A 17890-nucleotide genomic window follows, 5' to 3' on the forward strand; every position below is an offset into this window, starting at 1 on the left:
GGAGGTTGTTCGCGTTTGTCTGAAATGCTCGGTTCGCTCACTCGACGAAGGGTTCTGAAACTTACAGGGATGACTGCAATCGCATCGGCCCTCGAAACAGTTCCGGCTATGGCGGAAGCCGGACCCGATCACACCCTTACCATCGCTCCTTATTCGCTCGAAATCTCGGCGCGCCGCTTCATCAAAACGATCGCGTACAACGGACAGGTTCCGGGGCCACTGCTGCGTCTCAGGGAGGGCGTGCCCGTCACGATCGGCGTAACCAACCGCAGCAGCGATGACGAGATCGTGCACTGGCACGGTCTGTTTCTTCCGCCCGAGGTGGACGGCGCAATGGAGGAGGGAACACCTCATATCCCTGCCGGTAGCTCCGCGAGTTATACCTTTACCCCGACTCCTCCGGGATTTCGCTGGTACCACACCCACACCTTTGCCGGCCGCGACCTGAAGAAAGGCCTTTACTCCGGCCAACATGGCTTTCTGATGGTGGAACCGCGCGAGAATCCGGCGCGATACGATCAGGAGTTCTTTCTCGCCCTGCACGACTGGGGAGCAAGCATGGTGGGGAGCGACGATGGCTCGATGAGCGCGGTCTACGACTCCTCGACCATCAATGGAAAGACCCTCGGCTTCGGCGAGCCGCTGCGGGTGAAGCAGGGTCAGCGCGTTCTGCTGCACATCGTCAACACCAGCGCTACCGATGTGCACTGGCTGGCCCTGGCCGGCCACCAACTGCGTGTGGTCGCACTCGATGGCAACCCGGTACCCGCACCGAAGGCGGTCTCGATGGTGCGCCTCTCCCCCGCCGAACGGGTTACCGCCGAAGTAGAGATGAATCATCCCGGAGTATGGGTTCTGGGTGAGGTCCGCAAACACGTGATGGCCGCCGGCATGGGCATCGTAGTCGAATACGCGGACCGTTCCGGAAAGCCCGTCTGGCAGCAGCCGCAAACTCTCGAGTGGGACTACCTGTGGTTCTCTGCCCCCGGGCCAATCGAATCTGCACGCGGCGAACCTTCAGCGGAGATTAATGTCACTGTGATTCCATTGGTCTTTCAGTCCAAGTTCGTAGGGCACGGAGCCATGGATCGCTGGTTGATTAACGGAAGATCGTTTCCCGACACCGAGACGGTGGCGCTGAAGCAGGGCCAGCGTTATCGGCTGGTGCTGAAGAACAAAAGTATGGATGACCATCCCGTGCATCTGCACCGTCAAACGTTTGAGCTTCGGCGACTGGCTGGGCGAGAGACACAGGGTATTTTGAAAGACACACTCCTGGTGAGCGCAGGTACAGAGGCGGAGGTTGAGTTCACCGCAAACCGCCCGGGTCTGACGCTCTTTCACTGCCACCAACAGGACCACATGGACATGGGCTTCATGATGCTCTTCCTGTGCTCCTGAACCCTTTGCTTGAATACGGGAAACTCGTTTTGGGAAACCCAAAGAGACTGCTGTATCTATTCGTATTCTTCGCGTTACTGAGCGCAGGAGTGCTCGATGCGAAGGCGCAAGGCAACTACGAGGTCCAGGTCTACGGATCGGACACCGTCGCCCCGAAGAGCACGATGGTGGAGCTGCATTCCAACTTCACTCCAAAGGGGTCGACGTCGACAGACGACGGAACCTATCCAACAAATCATCAACTTCACGAAACCCTCGAAATTACGCAGGGCCTCAATAGCTGGTCGGAGGTCGGATTCTATCTCTTTACCAGCTGGCAGGACGGTCACGGCGTGCAATGGGTCGGTGACCACATCCGCCCCCGTGTCCGCGTGCCGGACTCGTGGCACTGGCCGGTGGGCGTGAGTCTCTCGACCGAGGTTGGCTATCAACGCTCCCAGTACTCGCCCGACACCTGGACGTGGGAGATCCGGCCCATCGTCGATAAATCGATCGGTCGGTGGTATCTCGCCGTCAATCCTGCCCTGGAGCGGACATGGCACGGGCCCGATACCTCCCAGGGAGTCGGCTTCGCGCCAGGGGCGAAGGTCGGGTACGACTTCTCCCGGAAGGTGAGTGGCGGCTTTGAGTACTACGGCAACTTCGGGCGCGTGTGGTCCTTCAGTCCACTGCACGATCAACAGCAGCAGATCTTCGCGGTCACCGACCTGAACGTCTCGCCGAAGTGGGAGCTTAATTTCGGGGTCGGCATGGGTTCCACGGCGTCCACCGATCACCTCATCGTGAAGGCGATCGTCGGCCGGCGCTTCAACTGGGGCAAGCCCTCTCCTGTGGAGTAGATGCTTCAGCGCGGATCTTCGCGCTGCTCCTGTTGCTCGCGCTTTTTGACGGCCTTGTCTTTGCGTACCTTGTTGGCAATTGCGCCTGCACCTGCTCCTGCTGCGCCGCCGATCAGCGCGCCCTTTCCTCCTCCGGCAAGGGCGCCCACGACTGCGCCTCCTGCGGCGGTTCCACCAACCACTTTAGCTCCGGTGTGTTTGCGATGATCCTTTTCCGTCTGTTCCCGTTCGGCACGATCGTGGGCAGCCTGCGAGGTCTCCTGAGGGCCAGCGTATGCGAGAGTAGCCGGGACACTCATGATCGAACTCAGTACAGCAACTCCGACGATACGGTTCAGGTTCATCCTTATCCTCCTGAAGCTTTCGCTGTTCCAGAACCGTTGGATGCCGGGCCCGTCCCTTCCTTCCGGGAGAATCGCTCGTTCGAGCAAAGATTAATTTCGACAATCTGGAGAAAAGTTGGCTGCGGTGAACTAAAAAGTTGTCGGAGAATTTCGTGCGTAACCCCGCTTAATTTTGGATTGCCTTTTGTTGGGCCTCTGCTATTCTCTCAGCCGAACATCCTGAGGCACCGATGCCGCAAGAGAGCTGGCAGCAGGGAAGGACCGATCAGGAAGCTGTCCTCACGGAGGATTCGCTGTCTCGCGAGTTGCCCGTGTGGCCGATGGTTGCTGGCGTCGTGGCTGCAGCCTTCGCTCTGGACTTCGTCAGCCCGTGGCTGCTGCACCCAGGAACCCTTCCACGATTCGGCTTGCTCGTCGTCGCAGTATTGCTTCTATTCACCGCGGTCATGGTGTGCGGCTTTGTCGTACGGACGATCTATCTCCGGCTCGTACCCCGCGGTCAGAGGGTCATCACACCGGTGGTGCGGGCTGCCTGCCTGACGGCGCTGTGGATTCCCGCATGGGTGCTCTTCGTCGAGACGTGGTCGCTGCTGATGCTTCTCGCTGGATGCCTATGCCTGGCAAGCCTTGGAATCCTGATGAAGCGATGCACGGTCGATACCACTGTAACGGTACCGTCAGCCCCGCATAACTCATCGTGGATGCCCTTCCAGTTTGAGCCGGGGGCCTTTCGCCGGATGATTTTGCCGTCGCTTCTGCTGGCGCTGCTAGTGGAGGCTTCGGTGATTCTGGTAGGCGCACGGTGGTTCACGACGGCCTCCATTCTGTGCGGAACGTGCGTCGCCATTCTCGGCTGGCGCGCAGCATCGAAGGCCAGGCCAGTCGCCGGGCAGCGGGTTGTGCTCTCGGCTCCCAGGCAGACAGCGGTCGTTGCTGCGGCCTTCGTCTTTACTGTGATCGCGTTGTTGCCCTTCCTGAAGGTTTCTCCATTCTCAAAGGGACTGGGTATCTTCAGCCGAACGCAAAAGGTTTCGAAGGCTGCCGCCAGTACTCAGAAAGGACAGGCTGCAAGTAGCGACGGCTACATCGGCATCATTCTTTTACCGCTCAGCGATGAGCAAAAGAAGATCGTCGCGCCGGTAAAGCGGGAGCTCGTCCCGAGCTTCAGCGGGAGGATAGCGGAGCCGTTTGAGATTCCGTTTACCGGGGCGTACTGGTACTTCAAGGCTCCCGACAAACAGCCGCGACCCACGGCTCACGTTGTGCGTGGGAGCTCGACGAAGACGCAGATCCGCTCGTCGGACCGCTACCCGCTGCTGATGGAGGCCCACCAGAAGCTCGATACCCCCATCGATCTTGGCTGCTGCAGCGGGATGGAGCTTGTGGTCGAGAACGCCGACAGGAACGAAGGCGCGATCGCGCTGGAGCTGTGGGTCAGGAAGAGGTCCACGGCACCGCAGAAGGGCAGTTTCCGCGTCGCAGAGCCCATCCATTACCTCGGCACGGCGGCGATCCCATCCAGCGAGCAGCCGCTGATCCTCCGGGGCCAGGGAACCTCCAACCCGACCGAAGAAAGGCTGAAGTTCCCCGTTCCCGCGGCGATGGACGGCGTTCTGTTCGACGAGATCACCGTTGTCGTAAAGACCGCGCCAGCCCGCGCAAGAACCGGTGCACAGATTGCCATTCGCAAGTTCGTGTTGGAGCCGTAAGCGGTCGTGTTAAAAGGGTTTCGGCCACCAAATCCGGTTAACTGTCCGGCAAACACCTTGCAGCCGCTTGTGATGCCATGTATCTTTGAAGACAAGATGATTTCTTATTCCAGCCGATTTATCAGCTTTATTTACCGCTACTGGTATCCGGTAGCGGCATCGGCGGAGTAGGGTCTTCTGACGGATTAGCTGAAGAAAGCAAGCTGAGTTCAGACAAGATCGACATCCACACGAGCCGCGACCGACCAAGGTTGCGGCTTTTGTTTTGCGCTGAAGGGAGTACACGATGGGCGAGGCGACAGGTGGCACGACAGCGGCGATGGTGAGTCCGGCAGGACCCGTGAGGTCGGGAGTGGGCCGGTTTGGAGTCTACGGCGGCAGATACGTTCCCGAGACCCTGATGGCCGCGCTCGAAGAGCTGGAAGCAGCCTATGCAGACGCACAGAAGGACGCGGCGTTTCAGGCAGAACTGGCCGACCTGCTGCACCACTACTGCGGGCGGCCAACGCCGCTCTACTTCGCAAAGCGCCTCTCCGAGACCCTCGGCGGAGCGAAGATCTACCTGAAGCGGGAAGACCTGCTCCACACCGGCGCGCACAAGATCAACAATGCGCTGGGCCAGGGCCTGCTGGCGAAGCGCATGGGCAAGCAGCGCATCATCGCGGAGACTGGAGCCGGCCAGCATGGCGTGGCCACCGCCACCGTCTGCGCACTGCTGGGCATGGAATGCGTCGTCTATATGGGCGAAGAGGACATGCGGCGGCAGGAGCTGAACGTTCTGCGCATGCGCCTTCTGGGCGCGGAGGTGCGCGGCGTCTCGGCGGGTTCTGCGACGCTGAAGGACGCGATCTCGGAGGCCATGCGCGACTGGGTCACCAACGTTCGCACGACCTTCTACATTCTCGGCTCGGCGCTCGGTGCGCACCCGTACCCCACCATCGTGCGTGACTTTCATCGCGTGATCAGCAAAGAGGCCAAGCGCCAGATCCTGGAGCAGGAGGGCAAACTGCCCACCGCGATCGTTGCCTGTGTAGGCGGCGGGTCGAATGCTATCGGAGCCTTCTACGAGTTCTTGAACGACACGAACGTGCAGCTCATCGGAGTCGAAGCGGGCGGACGCGGAACCGCACTCGGCGAGCATGCCGCTCGCTTTATGAAGACAGGCGGCGGTGTTCCCGGTGTGCTGCAGGGAACCTACAGTTACGTCCTGCAGGACAATGCCGGACAGATCGCCGCGACACACTCGGTCAGCGCGGGGCTCGATTACGCCAGCGTCGGCCCCGAGCACGCCATGCTGCACGACTCCGGCCGCGCCACCTACACCATGGCCACCGACGATGAAGCCCTCAAGGCGACGGTCACACTGGCGCGCACCGAAGGCATTCTTCCGGCGCTCGAGAGTGCGCATGCGGTCGCAGAGGCGATCCGACTGGCACCGACGATGGCGAAGACGGACGTGCTGATGGTGAACCTGTCGGGAAGAGGCGATAAGGACATGGGAATTCTGGCAAGAGAGCTCGATCTCCAGAGCGTATCGGTGAAGGGATAAGAGACGATGGCGATTGAGTTCAAGACGAAGCCCGGCCTGGTGATTTATCTCACCGCTGGCGATCCTGACCTGGCGACCACACGCGACATCGCGCTTGCCGCAATCGACAATGGCGCAGATGTGATCGAGCTGGGCGTCCCGTTCAGCGATCCGCTCGCCGACGGCCCCGTCATCCAGCGAGCCAGCGAGCGCGCCGTAGCGAAAGGCACGCGGCTGACCGATGTACTCGCTCTCGCCAAAGAGCTTCGCTCCGCACGCCCTCAGGCCGGAATCATCCTCTTCTCGTACTTAAATCCCGTCCTCCGGTTGGGTATGCAGGAGTTCTGTGCGCGGGCCTCCGAGGCAGGCGCAGATGGCGTTCTGCTGACCGACATGATCGTCGAAGAGGCCGCCGAATATCTTGACGCGATGCACGCGAACAAACTTGCCCCGGTGTTTCTTGCGGCGCCTACAAGCCCCGATGCGCGATTGAAGGCTATCGCCGAGTGCTCGCAGGGGTTCGTCTACGCCATCTCCCGTGTCGGAATTACGGGGACGCAGTCGAGCCTCACCGAAGATGCCTCGCAGGTGGTGAGTCGCCTGCGGCAGTTTACGAAGCTTCCCATCGCAGTGGGCTTTGGCATCTCCAACGCACAGCATGTCCGTGCCGTGGGCGAATTTGCCGATGCCGCAGTTGTGGGCAGCGCACTGGTACAACTGATTGAAAGAACCCCACCCGAAGAAGCTGCAGCGGCTGTAGGAACTCTGATATCGGAGCTGCGCGCATGAACGTGACACTCCAGGATGAACTCGGGCGGGAAGAATCGTCCATTTATCATCAGTCGTACCAACATAACCAGCAGCGAATGCTGCGTGAGGAATATCGATGGAGATCTCTGACTGGCGGCAAAAGATCGACGAGCTCGACGAGCAGATCGTTCGCCTTATCAACCAGCGTGCTGAGGCTGCAAAGGCGATCGGTCGGCTTAAGCAGGAGTCCAGCCTTCCGGTCTATGAACCGAAGCGGGAGCAGGTTGTCTTCGAGCATGTCCGCCGCTCGAACCCCGGACCTCTCTCTGACAACGAGGTGGTCGACATCTTCGAGCGCATCATCGATGTGATGCGCGCTCTTCAGAAAAACCCAGACTAGAAACCTTTTTTACAGTTTGTAACTTATTCCGTTCCATCTCAAGAAAGCGAAACGAAGACGATGATCGTAGCAATGCAGGACACGGCAACCGAAGAACATATACAGCTTGTGATCGAGCGAATGGTCGAGCTCGGTTTCAGAGTCCACCGCACCACCGGAGCCGCGCAGACGATTCTGGCCGGCGTGGGCACCCCGGAGCACTTCGACGTCGCCGAGTTCAAGGTGCTGGCGGGCGTTCACGACGCTTACCGCATCTCTTCGCCTTATAAGCTGGCTGGTCGCAACTTCCGCCCCGAGGGCACAAAGATTACCTTCCCCAACGGTGTGGTCGTCGGTGGCAAAGAGGTGGTCATCATGGCTGGCCCGTGCTCGGTCGAATCGCGGGAGCAGATTCTCGACAGCGCGAAGAAGGTTGCCGCAGCAGGAGCGAAGTTCCTGCGCGGAGGAGCGTACAAGCCACGCAGCTCGCCGTACAGCTTCCAGGGCATGGGCGTCGAGGGCCTGAAGCTGCTGCGGGAGGTAGCTGACGAGACTGGCCTGCTGGTGATCACCGAGGTGATGGAGATCTCGCAAATCGAGGTGATGCTTCCGTACATCGACGTCTTCCAGATTGGCGCGCGCAACATGCAGAACTTCAACCTTCTGCGCGAGCTTGGCCATGTGCGCAAGCCGTGTCTGCTGAAGCGCGGCATCTCGGCCACGATTGAAGAGGTCCTGTTAAGCGCCGAGTACATCCTCTCCGGCGGCAACTACGACCTGATGCTCTGCGAGCGCGGCATTCGCACCTACGAGACTGCGACCCGCAACACGATGGACATCTCCGCGATCCCGGTGCTCAAGAAGCTGACCCACCTTCCCGTGCTCGGCGATCCGTCACACGGCGTAGGCATCCGCGACCTCGTTCCTCCCATGGCGCTGGCCTCCGTGGCCGCGGGAGCCGATGGTCTGTTGATGGAGATGCATCCCAATCCGGACAAGGCGATGAGCGACGGCGCGCAGAGTATGTATCCCGAACAGCTGGAGAAGCTGGTTGCGCAGTTGCGGCAGCTTGCTCCCGTCGTCGGGCGTACGGTCGCATAAGGGAATGGCTGCTGGCATGATGGAACGGGTACTCATCATCGGAACGGGGCTGATCGGCGCATCGACCGGCCTGGCCCTGCGTGCCGCCGGTTTTGGCGGACGCATTGATGGATGGGACCAGAGCCTGCTGGAGCTGCGCGCCGCCCTCGAGATGGGGGCGGTCGATGGCGTCGCCGGCAATCAGTGGGGCGCGCTGGAGCTGGCACGTCAGGCCGACGTCATCGTGCTCGCCGTGCCCGTGCTTGCCATCAAGGACTGGATGCAGCAGCTGGCGGCAGCCACAGGTCCGGGCCAGCTGATCACCGATGTAGGCAGCACCAAGCTCGAGATCACCGAGCTGGCGTGTTCTCTCTTCGGCAGCGAGAATCAGGCCGCCTTCCTTGCAGGACATCCGATGGCCGGCAAGGAGTCCGGGGGAGCGCTGCTGGCTGAAGCCAGCCTGTTTCAGGGCGCGATGTGGCTGTTTACTCCTGCCTCCCAGACTCCAACGGAGATGGAGAAGGAGTGGCGGAGCTGGGTCGGCTTCTTTGGAACGCGGACGCTCGATATGGACCCGAAGCGTCACGACGAGATGTGTGCCTGGGTAAGCCATCTTCCGCAGATGCTCTCGACCGCTCTGGCGGCGCTGCTGGAGGAAAAGTTCGGCGACGCGCCCGAGATCGCGGCGATCGGCGGACGCGCTCTTCGCGAGACCACCCGCCTCGGAGCGAGCCCTTACAGCATGTGGCGCGACGTCGCCATGACCAACACCGCCCCCATCGCCGAAACCTTACTTGCGCTCGAGCAGCGTCTCGGTCATGTACGGGAGAACCTGCGCACGCCGGAGCTGCGCGACGAGTTCGCCCTGGCCAATCAGTTCCGCGTGCGGCGTTAGATTTTCAGCCTTTCAAGGCAAGGAGTGGCATCTTGAGTCCGACCGAACAGGCAGCACGGAGCAGTTTGAACATCAGCCTCGCTGACGTGATGGCTGCGCGGGCGCGGCTGCGCGACGCAATCTATTACACTCCGTGCGCGCACTCGAAGGTGCTTTCGGCGCTGACCGACCAGCAGGTCTTTCTCAAGCTTGAGAACCTGCAGATGACCGGCTCCTTCAAAGAACGCGGAGCGCTGAACCGCATCGCGCTTCTGACACAGGAGCAGGCGTCGCGCGGAGTCGTCGCCGCAAGCGCGGGAAATCACGCGCAGGGCGTTGCCTATCACGCGACCTCGCGTGGAATCCAAGCGATCATCGTTATGCCGCTGGCGACTCCACTCGTCAAAGTCACGGCCACGCGAGGCTTTGGCGCCGAGGTTGTGCTGCATGGCGCCAACTACGACGAGGCCTATGAAGAGGCTCGCCGCATCTGCACCGCGCAGAACATGACCTTCATCCACCCCTTCGATGATCCGGCGGTGATGGCCGGTCAGGGAACCATCGGGCTCGAGTTGCTCGAGCAGATTCCGGATCTTGAAGCCGTAGTCGTGCCCATCGGTGGAGGCGGCCTCATTGGTGGCATAGCATGCGCGATCAAGGAGTCTCGTCCCGAGATCAAGGTCATCGGCGCACAGACCTCACGGCTGCCATCGATGGCAGTTGCGGTCGAGCACCACCATCCGGTCACCATTCCGCCCGCGACCACCATTGCCGATGGCATCGCGGTACGACGCGCAGGCGAGGTTACGCTTCCCGTCGTCGAGCGCTACGTCGACGAGATCGTAACCGTCGACGAGGACGAGATCGCCTCCGCCATCCTGGTTCTCCTGGAGCGCGAGAAGACCCTCGCCGAAGGCGCGGGAGCTGCGGGACTTGCGGCGCTGCTCCAGAAGCGGACGTCTTTGAAGGGCGCGCGCACGGCGGTGATCATAGGCGGCGGCAACATCGACGTCACGCTGCTCAGCCGGATCATCGAGCGTGGTCTTGTGCAGGACGGCCGTATGATTCGTCTGCGCATCCATCTGCTGGACAAGCCCGGAGCGCTGGCCGAGCTGACGAAGTTGATCGCGCATCATCGCGTCAACATCGTCGATACGCTCTACAACCGCGCCTACTATGGTGTGAATCTTGGTGACACGACTATCGACATCACCCTTGAGACTCGCGGCCGCGAACAGGTCGACGAGCTTCTCGCGGTCCTGGATGCAGGTGGGTACGTCTACTCCCGCGTGGTCTAGAGTTCACGACTCCACGCGCTCAACCCGCGGACGGCGCACGGGTAGCACCCATGAACAGATAATCTCCATACCAGTCGGTCTTGTAACCATGCTGCCTGACCAGAGTGCCCAGCTGCGCATAGTGGCGAATGCCGTGAAAGACAGCGTGAAACAGCACGGTCTTGCGTGAAGTAAGAAGGACGCCGACACTTCGGGTCTGAAACTCGATCTGCTCTGCCCAAGCTGTCTCAGAATCGAGCGCCTGCCGATAGAACTCCATGGCTCGATCATGGGTCGCGTAGATCGCCTCTACTGAATCGTACGGAACATTAGCGTAGTCCGTCTCAGGCAGGCCAACGATACGCTCCGCATACCGCAGCTCCACCGCAACGATATGCTGCAGAAGCTGAGCCACGGTCGCCGTGCGCGCGATGTCGCATGGCAGCGCAAGAATCTCAGGATGTGCGGCCAGCAGCTTGCGCCAGCTCGCGCTTGTCGTCTGGTTCCAATTGAGAGCCTCTGTCGCGGTCAACATCGGTTCGTTCATCGTCACTTCTCCTCAATTGCGGCTGGCTGCGCGAGGGTAATGCGCAACCTCGTAGGCCAGCCAATGCGCACGAGTGTTCCATCAGGATCGCTCAGGGAAAATTCGTACATGCCCCAGGGCTTGTCCTCAGGAACGCTCTCCCTGCCCAGGATCTCACCGGGAAACTTCTCTGCCAGCTCATCGACGTTCTCGGTGTAGAGATAGAGTCCGAAGGTATTCCGCCCCGGAATCAGCCATCCCTCGACCGCATTCGTCAGGTGAAGGTGGCCACCCTTGCCATCGCTCAAAATGCGGTAGCCGTCATCAATGGGATTTGCAGGACGGTCCTCGTCCGGCCGTTGAAAGCCGAGACGTTTGTAAAAAGCCTCGGAAGCCTCGAGATCGTTCGAGGGAAGAATTGCTGTCAGACCGTGTTCGCGATCCATCCAATTGCTCCTTGATCGACCGGGGAATCAACTCCGCAACGCTCTGTGGCCGATGTCTCTTCGATATTGCATTCCATCGAATGAGATCGTCTTCAGTCGCTCATAAATTTTGTTAAGTGCATCGCGCAGATCGGCAGACTCAGCCGTCACGGCCAGAACCCGTCCGCCCGCAGTGACCAGTTGGCCGTCTTTGATGGCCGTTCCTGCATGAAAGACGATCACGCCATCGTCGTCGCTTTGATCGAGCCCCGTAATCGGCAGGCCCGAGACATACTTCCCCGGATAGCCTCCGCTGGCCGCAATCACCGTGGCGCTGGCCCCCGGCTTCATGCGGATGACGACCGTGTTTGCGGTGCCGTCGATCGATGCATTGAACAGGTCGAGGATGTCCGTCTCCAGACGTAACACAATCGCCTCGGTCTCCGGGTCGCCCCAGCGCGTATTGAACTCCAGCACCATCGGCCCGCGCGGCGTCATCATCAGGCCGATAAACAGGATGCCCTTGAACGGCGTCCCCTCTGACGCCATGCCATCCACAACCTTTTGCGCGACATTGTGCATGATCCATTGCCGCATCGCGGGCGTGAGCAGCCCATCGGTAGAGTACGCTCCCATCCCGCCGGTATTCGGCCCCGTGTCGCCTTCTCCCACACGCTTGTGGTCCTGCGCGGCTGCAATAGGCACAGCGTGTTTGCCATCGCACAGGGCAAAGAACGAAACCTCCTCGCCGGTAAGGAACTCCTCGAGGACGACCTCGGTCTCAGCCGCACCCAGCAGCACGCCCGAGAACATCTGCGCCGCAGTCCTCTCGGCCTCGAGGCGTGTATTGCAGATCACCACGCCCTTGCCTGCTGCCAGCCCTGAGGCCTTCACCACTACGGGCACAGAGAAGCGGAGCAACGACTCCCGAACTTCATCGAGGGTCGTGCAGAGCGCATGCTCCGCCGTCGGGATACCGTGTCGCTGCATGAACGTCTTCGCAAAGGCCTTGCTCGATTCAAGCTGTGCCGCATCTTTCGTCGGGCCGAAGACGCGGTAACGCCGGCTCTCCAGCTCATCGACCAGCCCAAGCGCAAGCGGAACCTCCGGGCCGATCACCGTCAGATCGGGTCTTTCCACCGCAACGAGATCCACCATCGTATGCAGATTGTTGACATCGACAGGAAGGCAGCGCGCAAGCTCACCCATCCCGCCGTTGCCCGGAGCGGCGACAATCTCAGTCACCGAAGGAGATTTGTGCAACGCCCACACCAGGGCGTGCTCGCGCCCTCCACCACCGATGACCAAAACCTTCATAATTGCTCTGTCTATGCTCCCGCTGATATTTGATTGGCACCTTCGAGGCTAGGCATGGCAGCGGGTGAAGTCAAACCGGGAGCAGGCGTAGAAGAAGTCAGGGGCCGCATGTGCGACCCCTGAGGCAGGTTACCGTCCGTGTCCTCCGCCCCCGTGATTTCCTCCACCCTCATGAGACCTTGGAGCCTGCTGCGGCGTGGGAGCCGGTCGAGGCTGTTGCATAGGGGCAGAACGTGGCGCCATTTGCGGCGTGGCTCGCGGTTGCTGCATAGGGGCCGGGCGCGGAGCCTGCTGTGGCGTTGGCCGGGGCGCCTGTTGTGGCATGGCTCGCGGTTGCTGCATAGGAGCAGGACGGGGAGCCTGTTGTGGCATTGGCCTCGGCTGCGCCTGCTGTGTCGGCCTCTGCATCGATTCTGGAGAGGACCGCATCTGCTGCTGAGGCTGCACCGACCGCACCTGAAACTGGCCCGGCCGAACCTGCGGCTGCCCCACCGGACGCTGAATGCCACGGTCAGCCTGAATCGGACCTGGCGCGGCCACCATCGCCGGCCTGCCGCGATTCGCGCTGTAGAACTGCTGCCGGTTCTGTGCCGCCTGCTGGCGCACCTGTAGCTGTGTGTTCATCGGAGGGAGCCGGGGCTGGCGTTGCGCCGAGATCTCCGCAGGCCGCGGTCGAACCTGGATGCCTCCACGACCGCCGTTGTACGCGACCCGGGTGTTGTTGATGTAGGTGCGATTGACCACCACGGTGCGGCTGTACACATTTGTGATGCGCATGACATTCACACGTGTCACGGCGCGGTTATAGAAGAAGCTGTTTCCCCTCCAGTAACCACCGTAGAAGCCATAGCCGGGATATCCAAAGCCATAGTTGATCCCGCCGTAGAAGCCGATGTACCGGCCCCAGTAACCGCGATGGTAACGGTAGCGGCCGCCATAGAAGCCCCAATATCCAGGGGTCCACAGAGCACCGGGCCATGGGGATGCTACCCAGACGCCGGGAACCCAGTAATAGCCTGCCGGAGCGTAACCCCAGTAACCCGGAGTCCACATGTAGTTCGGTTCGGGCGCGAGAGGCTGGTCATAGGTTGGCATAGCTGGGGGCGGCTGCTGTGCCTCCAACTCGTCATAGCCGGCCTCGTCGTCAGGATTTGCCTGCGCGCCGCCGTATGCGCCCTGTGCCGAAACGGGAGCCTGTTGTTGCTCTGGCTGCTGTGCCTGCTGGTCTTGCTGCTGATCTTGCTGTTGGTCTTGCTGTTGGTCTTGCTGCTGGTCTGGCTGTTGGTCTTGCTGCTGGTCTGGCGGCGGCGCCCCCTCTTGTGCCCCAGTCCGTTGATATTCCTGTGCCCGCTGAATGCTCTCATTTTGCACTCCCGAAGCGGGCGGAGGGGCCGTCTGCTGCGGTTGAGCCTGTGTCGACGGCTGCACTTCGCCCGGTTGCCGCGCGGCCTGCGCGTACGGATCGCCGGCCTCCGGCGCCATATTGGCGTCCGCGGGATCGGGGCCTTGATCGGAGACCGATCCCGACTGGGCACTTGCCGACGAAGAGTGACAGCCCAGGAACCCTGCTCCCACAAAAAGCGTGGAGCTCAAAAAAAAGGCCGGGAAAAATCGTGAAGCTGAGGCCCGGATACGACTTTTAACTTGTTTATTCACGTGCAATCGTTAGCTCCTCGTACTGTATAAACACCGTTCCTCCAAGTGAGATGCGGATGGATAGGAACCCTCTATCCTTTTGCCGAACATCCTGCTTCGTTTCAAGAAGATAAATTTTTTTGCGCCGGATCTTGTCTCCGCGCTGGGCCCCTGAGAGGATTGCCGCATGCGTGACGGGATTGTTTCTACGATCTTCTTTCTAGTTCTCTCCTTTGGCAATCCAGGGAACGGTTACAGTCAAAAGTCTTCTGTCTCCGCACCTCTGGCGTCTCAAAACGTGGCCTCTCCCGGAGAGTTTCACGTGGACGGCGGTTGCCGGATCCACGATACGATTGCAGGTGCTCAAGGAATCCAGCCGCACAGCTACCGGGACCGTGGCATCTGCGCTGTCGACACGGAACACTTTTCCTCCCGTCCCGAAACCGACATCGTCAACTCCCAACGCAAGCGCGTCTCCGTAGCCATCCGGGAACACACCTTCACGTTCCATAATCCCACCCAAGAGCCGACGACGTTCGTTCTCGACCAAACGGTTCCCAGGGGATGGCAGGTTGACTCCGACCCGGCTCCCGGCAAAGTCAGCGGAACCGTCGCGACGTTCCTCCTCTCTGTGGACCCGGGCCAGACGGTCAGTCTTCATGTGGGCGAAAGAAATCCTCCGCGAAATTAGCCGTTCCGCCTCGCCGTTTCCCTCGCTAAGCAAGCGACTTGAGACAGCCGGAACCGTAGTCGTAGAATGGACGCGATGGCAGAACGTCGTCCCATTCTCAAGCGTTTCCGTCACGGCCGTCCCGATCGTGGACGCTGAACCAGCGTTTACTCCGACGCTCTCCAATTTTTGATACGCTTTTCCCGTCGGACCGGGGCTGCTTTGGCCAGCCCCAGGCCTTTCAACCAGCGCGCCCGGCGCGCTCCCCTCGGAGATAAAAGAGATGTCCAGCTCGCCCAATAATCCTGACTCCTTCAAAAGCAAGTCCACCCTCAAGTCCGGCTCGAAGAACTACACCATCTTCCGCCTAGAGGCGCTAAAGTCTGCCGGCGTCGACCTCACCCGGCTACCCTTCTCACTCCGCATTCTGCTCGAGAATCTGCTGCGCCACGAAGACGGCCGCACCGTCACCGCCGACGACATCAAGTTCCTCGCCACCTGGGACCCCAAGGCCGAGCCCTCCCGCGAGATCGCCTACATGCCCGCCCGTGTCCTCATGCAGGACTTTACCGGCGTTCCCGCCGTCGTCGACCTTGCCGCCATGCGCGATGCCATGAGCGCCCTCGGCGGAGACCCCGAGCGCATCAACCCGCTCCAGCCTGCCGAGCTCGTCATCGACCACTCCGTCCAGGTCGACCAGTTCGGCACCTCCGGATCCTACGACATCAACGCCGCGCTCGAGTTCCAGCGCAACCGCGAGCGCTACGCCTTCCTTAAGTGGGGCCAGACCGCCTTCCGCAACTTCTCCGCCGTTCCTCCCGGCATGGGCATCTGCCACCAGGTCAACCTCGAGCACCTCGCCCGCGTCGTCTTCACGACCGACGACAACCTCGCCTACCCCGACACCCTCGTCGGAACCGACTCCCACACCACGATGATCAACGGTCTGGGCGTCCTCGGTTGGGGCGTCGGAGGCATCGAGGCCGAGGCTGCCATGCTCGGCCAGCCCGTCTCCATGCTCGTTCCGCAGGTCGTCGGCTTCAAGCTCACCGGCAGGCTCAAGGAAGGCACCACCGCCACCGACCTCGTCCTCACCGTCACCGAGATGCTCCGCAAACTCGGCGTCGTCGGCAAGTTCGTCGAGTTCTACGGCCCCGGCGTCTCCGAGCTTCCACTGGCCGACCGCGCCACCATCGCTAACATGGCCCCTGAATACGGCGCCACCTGCGGCATCTTCCCGGTCGACACCGAGACGCTTCGCTACCTCCGCCTTACGGGCCGTAGCGAAGACCAGATCGCTCTGGTCGAGGCTTACTACCGCGAGCAGGGCATGTTCCACACCGCGAGCGCGGCTGAAGCCGAGTACTCGACCACGATCGCTCTCGATCTCTCGACCGTCGAGCCCTCCGTCGCCGGCCCCAAGCGCCCGCAGGACCGCGTTCCGCTCTCGCAGGCAGGGCCTAGCTTCAAGCAGCAGCTTCCCGCACTGCTTGGCCCCAATGCCAATCGCAACGAGGTCCGCCAGATGCTGCGCTGGGAAGGAGAGGGTGGCCACGCTTCACTCGGCGGCGATCTCGCCAGCAGCGCCGGCGCTCCGGAGGCGGGTTCCGCCGGTTCCGCGGTTGCGACCATTGAAGCCCCGGCAGTCTCCATCCAGGGCCGCTACGGCATCAATCCGGAGCCCTATCTCGACCACGGCTCTATCGTGATTGCGGCTATCACCTCCTGCACCAACACCTCTAACCCCTACGTCATGCTCGCCGCTGGCCTGCTGGCCAAAAAAGCCGTCGAGAAGGGCCTCAGCACGCCGCCCTGGGTGAAGACTTCGCTCGCTCCCGGCTCTCGCGTCGTCACCGACTACTACGAGAAGGCCGGCCTCATGCCGTACCTCGACAAGCTCGGCTTCCAGACCGTCGGCTATGGCTGCACCACCTGCATCGGCAACTCCGGCCCGCTGCCCACCGACGTCTCGAAGGCTATCGAGGATCACGGCCTGGTCGCCGTCTCCGTGCTCTCCGGAAACCGCAACTTCGAGGGCCGTATCTCTCCCGACGTTCGCGCCAATTACCTGATGAGCCCGCCGCTGGTCGTCGCCTACGCTCTCGCCGGCCACATCGCCCACAACTTCGACAGCGACCCGATCGGCAAAGGCAAGGACGGCAAGCCGGTCTTTCTCCGCGACATCTGGCCTACCCAGCAGGAGGTCTCCGACGCCGTCGGAGCCTCGATCGACTCCGAGATGTTCAAAGACGAGTACAGCCGCGTCACCCAGGGCGACCAGAACTGGCGAGGACTCAAATTCCCCGAGGGCAAGACCTACGGCTGGGAGCCCGACTCCACCTACATCCGCAAGGCTCCTTACTTCGACGGCATGAAGGCCCAGCCCTCGCCCATTGAAGATATCGCCGGAGCCCGCGTTCTGGCTGTCCTCGGCGACTCCGTCACCACCGACCACATCTCTCCCGCTGGCTCCATCAAGCTCAACGGACCCGCAGGCAAGTACCTCACCGACAACGGCGTCAAGCCTGCCGACTTCAACAGCTACGGCTCGCGCCGCGGCAACCACGAGGTCATGGTGCGCGGGACGTTCGCAAACGTACGACTGCGGAATAAACTCGCCCCCGGTACCGAGGGCGGCGTGACCCGCCTGCTTCCGGACGACATCCCGATGTCGATCTACGATGCCTCCGTCGCCTACGCGCAACGCAGCACACCTCTAGCTATCCTCGCAGGCAAGGAGTATGGCTCCGGCTCCTCGCGTGACTGGGCAGCCAAGGGACCGCGGCTGCTCGGTATCCGCTTCGTCGTCGCCGAGAGCTACGAGCGCATCCACCGCTCCAACCTCGTCGGCATGGGAATCCTCCCGCTCCAGTTCCTGCCGGGGCAGAACGTCGAATCCCTACACCTCACCGGCGAAGAGGTCTTCCGCGTCGGTCAGCCCGGCGAGCTGAAGGCCATGCTCGACGGCAAATTCGCGAACGGCAAGACCATCACCGTCTTTGCCGACTCCGACCTTGGCAAGACGATCGAGTTCTCCGCGACCGTCCGAATCGACACCCCACAGGAGATCCTCTACTACCAGAACGGTGGCATCCTGCAGTACGTCCTCCGTCAGCTCGCAGCAAAGAACTAATCG

16 protein-coding genes are annotated in these 17890 nt (G+C 61.4%); 11 read left to right on the forward strand and 5 right to left on the reverse strand.

The window, feature by feature from the left end:
* Positions 1 to 69: 69 nt before the first annotated feature.
* Both BDD14_RS16940 and BDD14_RS16945 read left to right on the forward strand, forming a co-directional pair.
* A complete protein-coding gene (locus BDD14_RS16940; RefSeq protein ID WP_242618015.1) occupies positions 70 to 1401 on the forward strand; it encodes a multicopper oxidase family protein in 1332 nt (443 codons plus the stop codon).
* A gap of 29 nt (positions 1402 to 1430) precedes the next feature.
* A complete protein-coding gene (locus BDD14_RS16945) occupies positions 1431 to 2240 on the forward strand; it encodes a hypothetical protein (RefSeq protein WP_207231759.1) in 810 nt (269 codons plus the stop codon).
* Positions 2241 to 2245: 5 nt separating this feature from the next.
* Here the strand turns inward: BDD14_RS16945 and BDD14_RS16950 are convergent, their stop codons facing one another.
* A complete protein-coding gene (locus BDD14_RS16950; protein WP_130419836.1) occupies positions 2246 to 2584 on the reverse strand; it encodes a hypothetical protein in 339 nt (112 codons plus the stop codon).
* Positions 2585 to 2814: 230 nt separating this feature from the next.
* Between BDD14_RS16950 and BDD14_RS16955 the strand changes: the two genes are divergently transcribed.
* The 7 genes from BDD14_RS16955 to BDD14_RS16985 all read left to right on the forward strand — a co-directional run bounded on the left by BDD14_RS16955 (position 2815) and on the right by BDD14_RS16985 (position 10202).
* Positions 2815 to 4293, forward strand: coding sequence for a hypothetical protein (locus tag BDD14_RS16955; protein ID WP_130419837.1), 1479 nt, complete (start codon positions 2815 to 2817; stop codon positions 4291 to 4293).
* Between the two features lie 319 nt (positions 4294 to 4612).
* Positions 4613 to 5842 carry a tryptophan synthase subunit beta gene (trpB, locus tag BDD14_RS16960; protein ID WP_130423257.1) on the forward strand — a complete coding sequence of 410 codons (1230 nt, stop codon included), beginning with the start codon at positions 4613 to 4615 and terminating at the stop codon, positions 5840 to 5842.
* 6 nt (positions 5843 to 5848) lie between these two features.
* Positions 5849 to 6610, forward strand: a complete 762-nt coding sequence (trpA, locus tag BDD14_RS16965) for a tryptophan synthase subunit alpha (RefSeq protein ID WP_130419838.1) — start codon at positions 5849 to 5851, stop codon at positions 6608 to 6610.
* A gap of 97 nt (positions 6611 to 6707) precedes the next feature.
* Positions 6708 to 6971 (forward strand): chorismate mutase, encoded by a 264-nt coding sequence (gene pheA, locus BDD14_RS16970; protein ID WP_130419839.1) that lies wholly within the window; start codon positions 6708 to 6710, stop codon positions 6969 to 6971.
* Positions 6972 to 7031: 60 nt separating this feature from the next.
* Positions 7032 to 8051: a 3-deoxy-7-phosphoheptulonate synthase gene (gene aroF / locus BDD14_RS16975; protein WP_130419840.1), complete on the forward strand. Its 1020-nt coding sequence runs from the start codon at positions 7032 to 7034 to the stop codon at positions 8049 to 8051.
* 4 nt (positions 8052 to 8055) lie between these two features.
* A complete protein-coding gene (locus BDD14_RS16980; RefSeq protein ID WP_242618016.1) occupies positions 8056 to 8925 on the forward strand; it encodes a prephenate dehydrogenase in 870 nt (289 codons plus the stop codon).
* 32 nt (positions 8926 to 8957) lie between these two features.
* On the forward strand, positions 8958 to 10202 hold the full coding sequence (locus BDD14_RS16985) for a threonine ammonia-lyase (RefSeq protein ID WP_278045488.1): 1245 nt from the start codon (positions 8958 to 8960) through the stop codon (positions 10200 to 10202).
* Between the two features lie 19 nt (positions 10203 to 10221).
* Here the strand turns inward: BDD14_RS16985 and BDD14_RS16990 are convergent, their stop codons facing one another.
* From BDD14_RS16990 to BDD14_RS32450, 4 genes are all read right to left on the reverse strand, one after another.
* Positions 10222 to 10728, reverse strand: coding sequence for a DinB family protein (locus BDD14_RS16990; RefSeq protein WP_130419842.1), 507 nt, complete (start codon positions 10726 to 10728; stop codon positions 10222 to 10224).
* Between the two features lie 2 nt (positions 10729 to 10730).
* The gene (locus BDD14_RS16995) at positions 10731 to 11153 is read right to left on the reverse strand and encodes a VOC family protein (protein WP_130419843.1); all 423 of its coding nucleotides are present in this window, start codon (positions 11151 to 11153) and stop codon (positions 10731 to 10733) included.
* A gap of 27 nt (positions 11154 to 11180) precedes the next feature.
* Entirely contained in the window at positions 11181 to 12449 is a 1269-nt protein-coding gene (gene purD / locus BDD14_RS17000) for a phosphoribosylamine--glycine ligase (protein WP_130419844.1), read from the reverse strand.
* A gap of 129 nt (positions 12450 to 12578) precedes the next feature.
* The gene (locus BDD14_RS32450) at positions 12579 to 14024 is read right to left on the reverse strand and encodes a YXWGXW repeat-containing protein (protein ID WP_242618017.1); all 1446 of its coding nucleotides are present in this window, start codon (positions 14022 to 14024) and stop codon (positions 12579 to 12581) included.
* A gap of 247 nt (positions 14025 to 14271) precedes the next feature.
* Between BDD14_RS32450 and BDD14_RS17010 the strand changes: the two genes are divergently transcribed.
* Positions 14272 to 14775, forward strand: a complete 504-nt coding sequence (locus BDD14_RS17010; RefSeq protein WP_130419845.1) for a hypothetical protein — start codon at positions 14272 to 14274, stop codon at positions 14773 to 14775.
* A 262-nt stretch (positions 14776 to 15037) separates the two neighbouring features.
* Positions 15038 to 17887, forward strand: a complete 2850-nt coding sequence (gene acnA, locus BDD14_RS17015) for an aconitate hydratase (RefSeq protein ID WP_130419846.1) — start codon at positions 15038 to 15040, stop codon at positions 17885 to 17887.
* Positions 17888 to 17890 lie beyond the last annotated feature (3 nt).

The organism is Edaphobacter modestus (assembly GCF_004217555.1).
Lineage (GTDB): Bacteria > Acidobacteriota > Terriglobia > Terriglobales > Acidobacteriaceae > Edaphobacter > Edaphobacter modestus.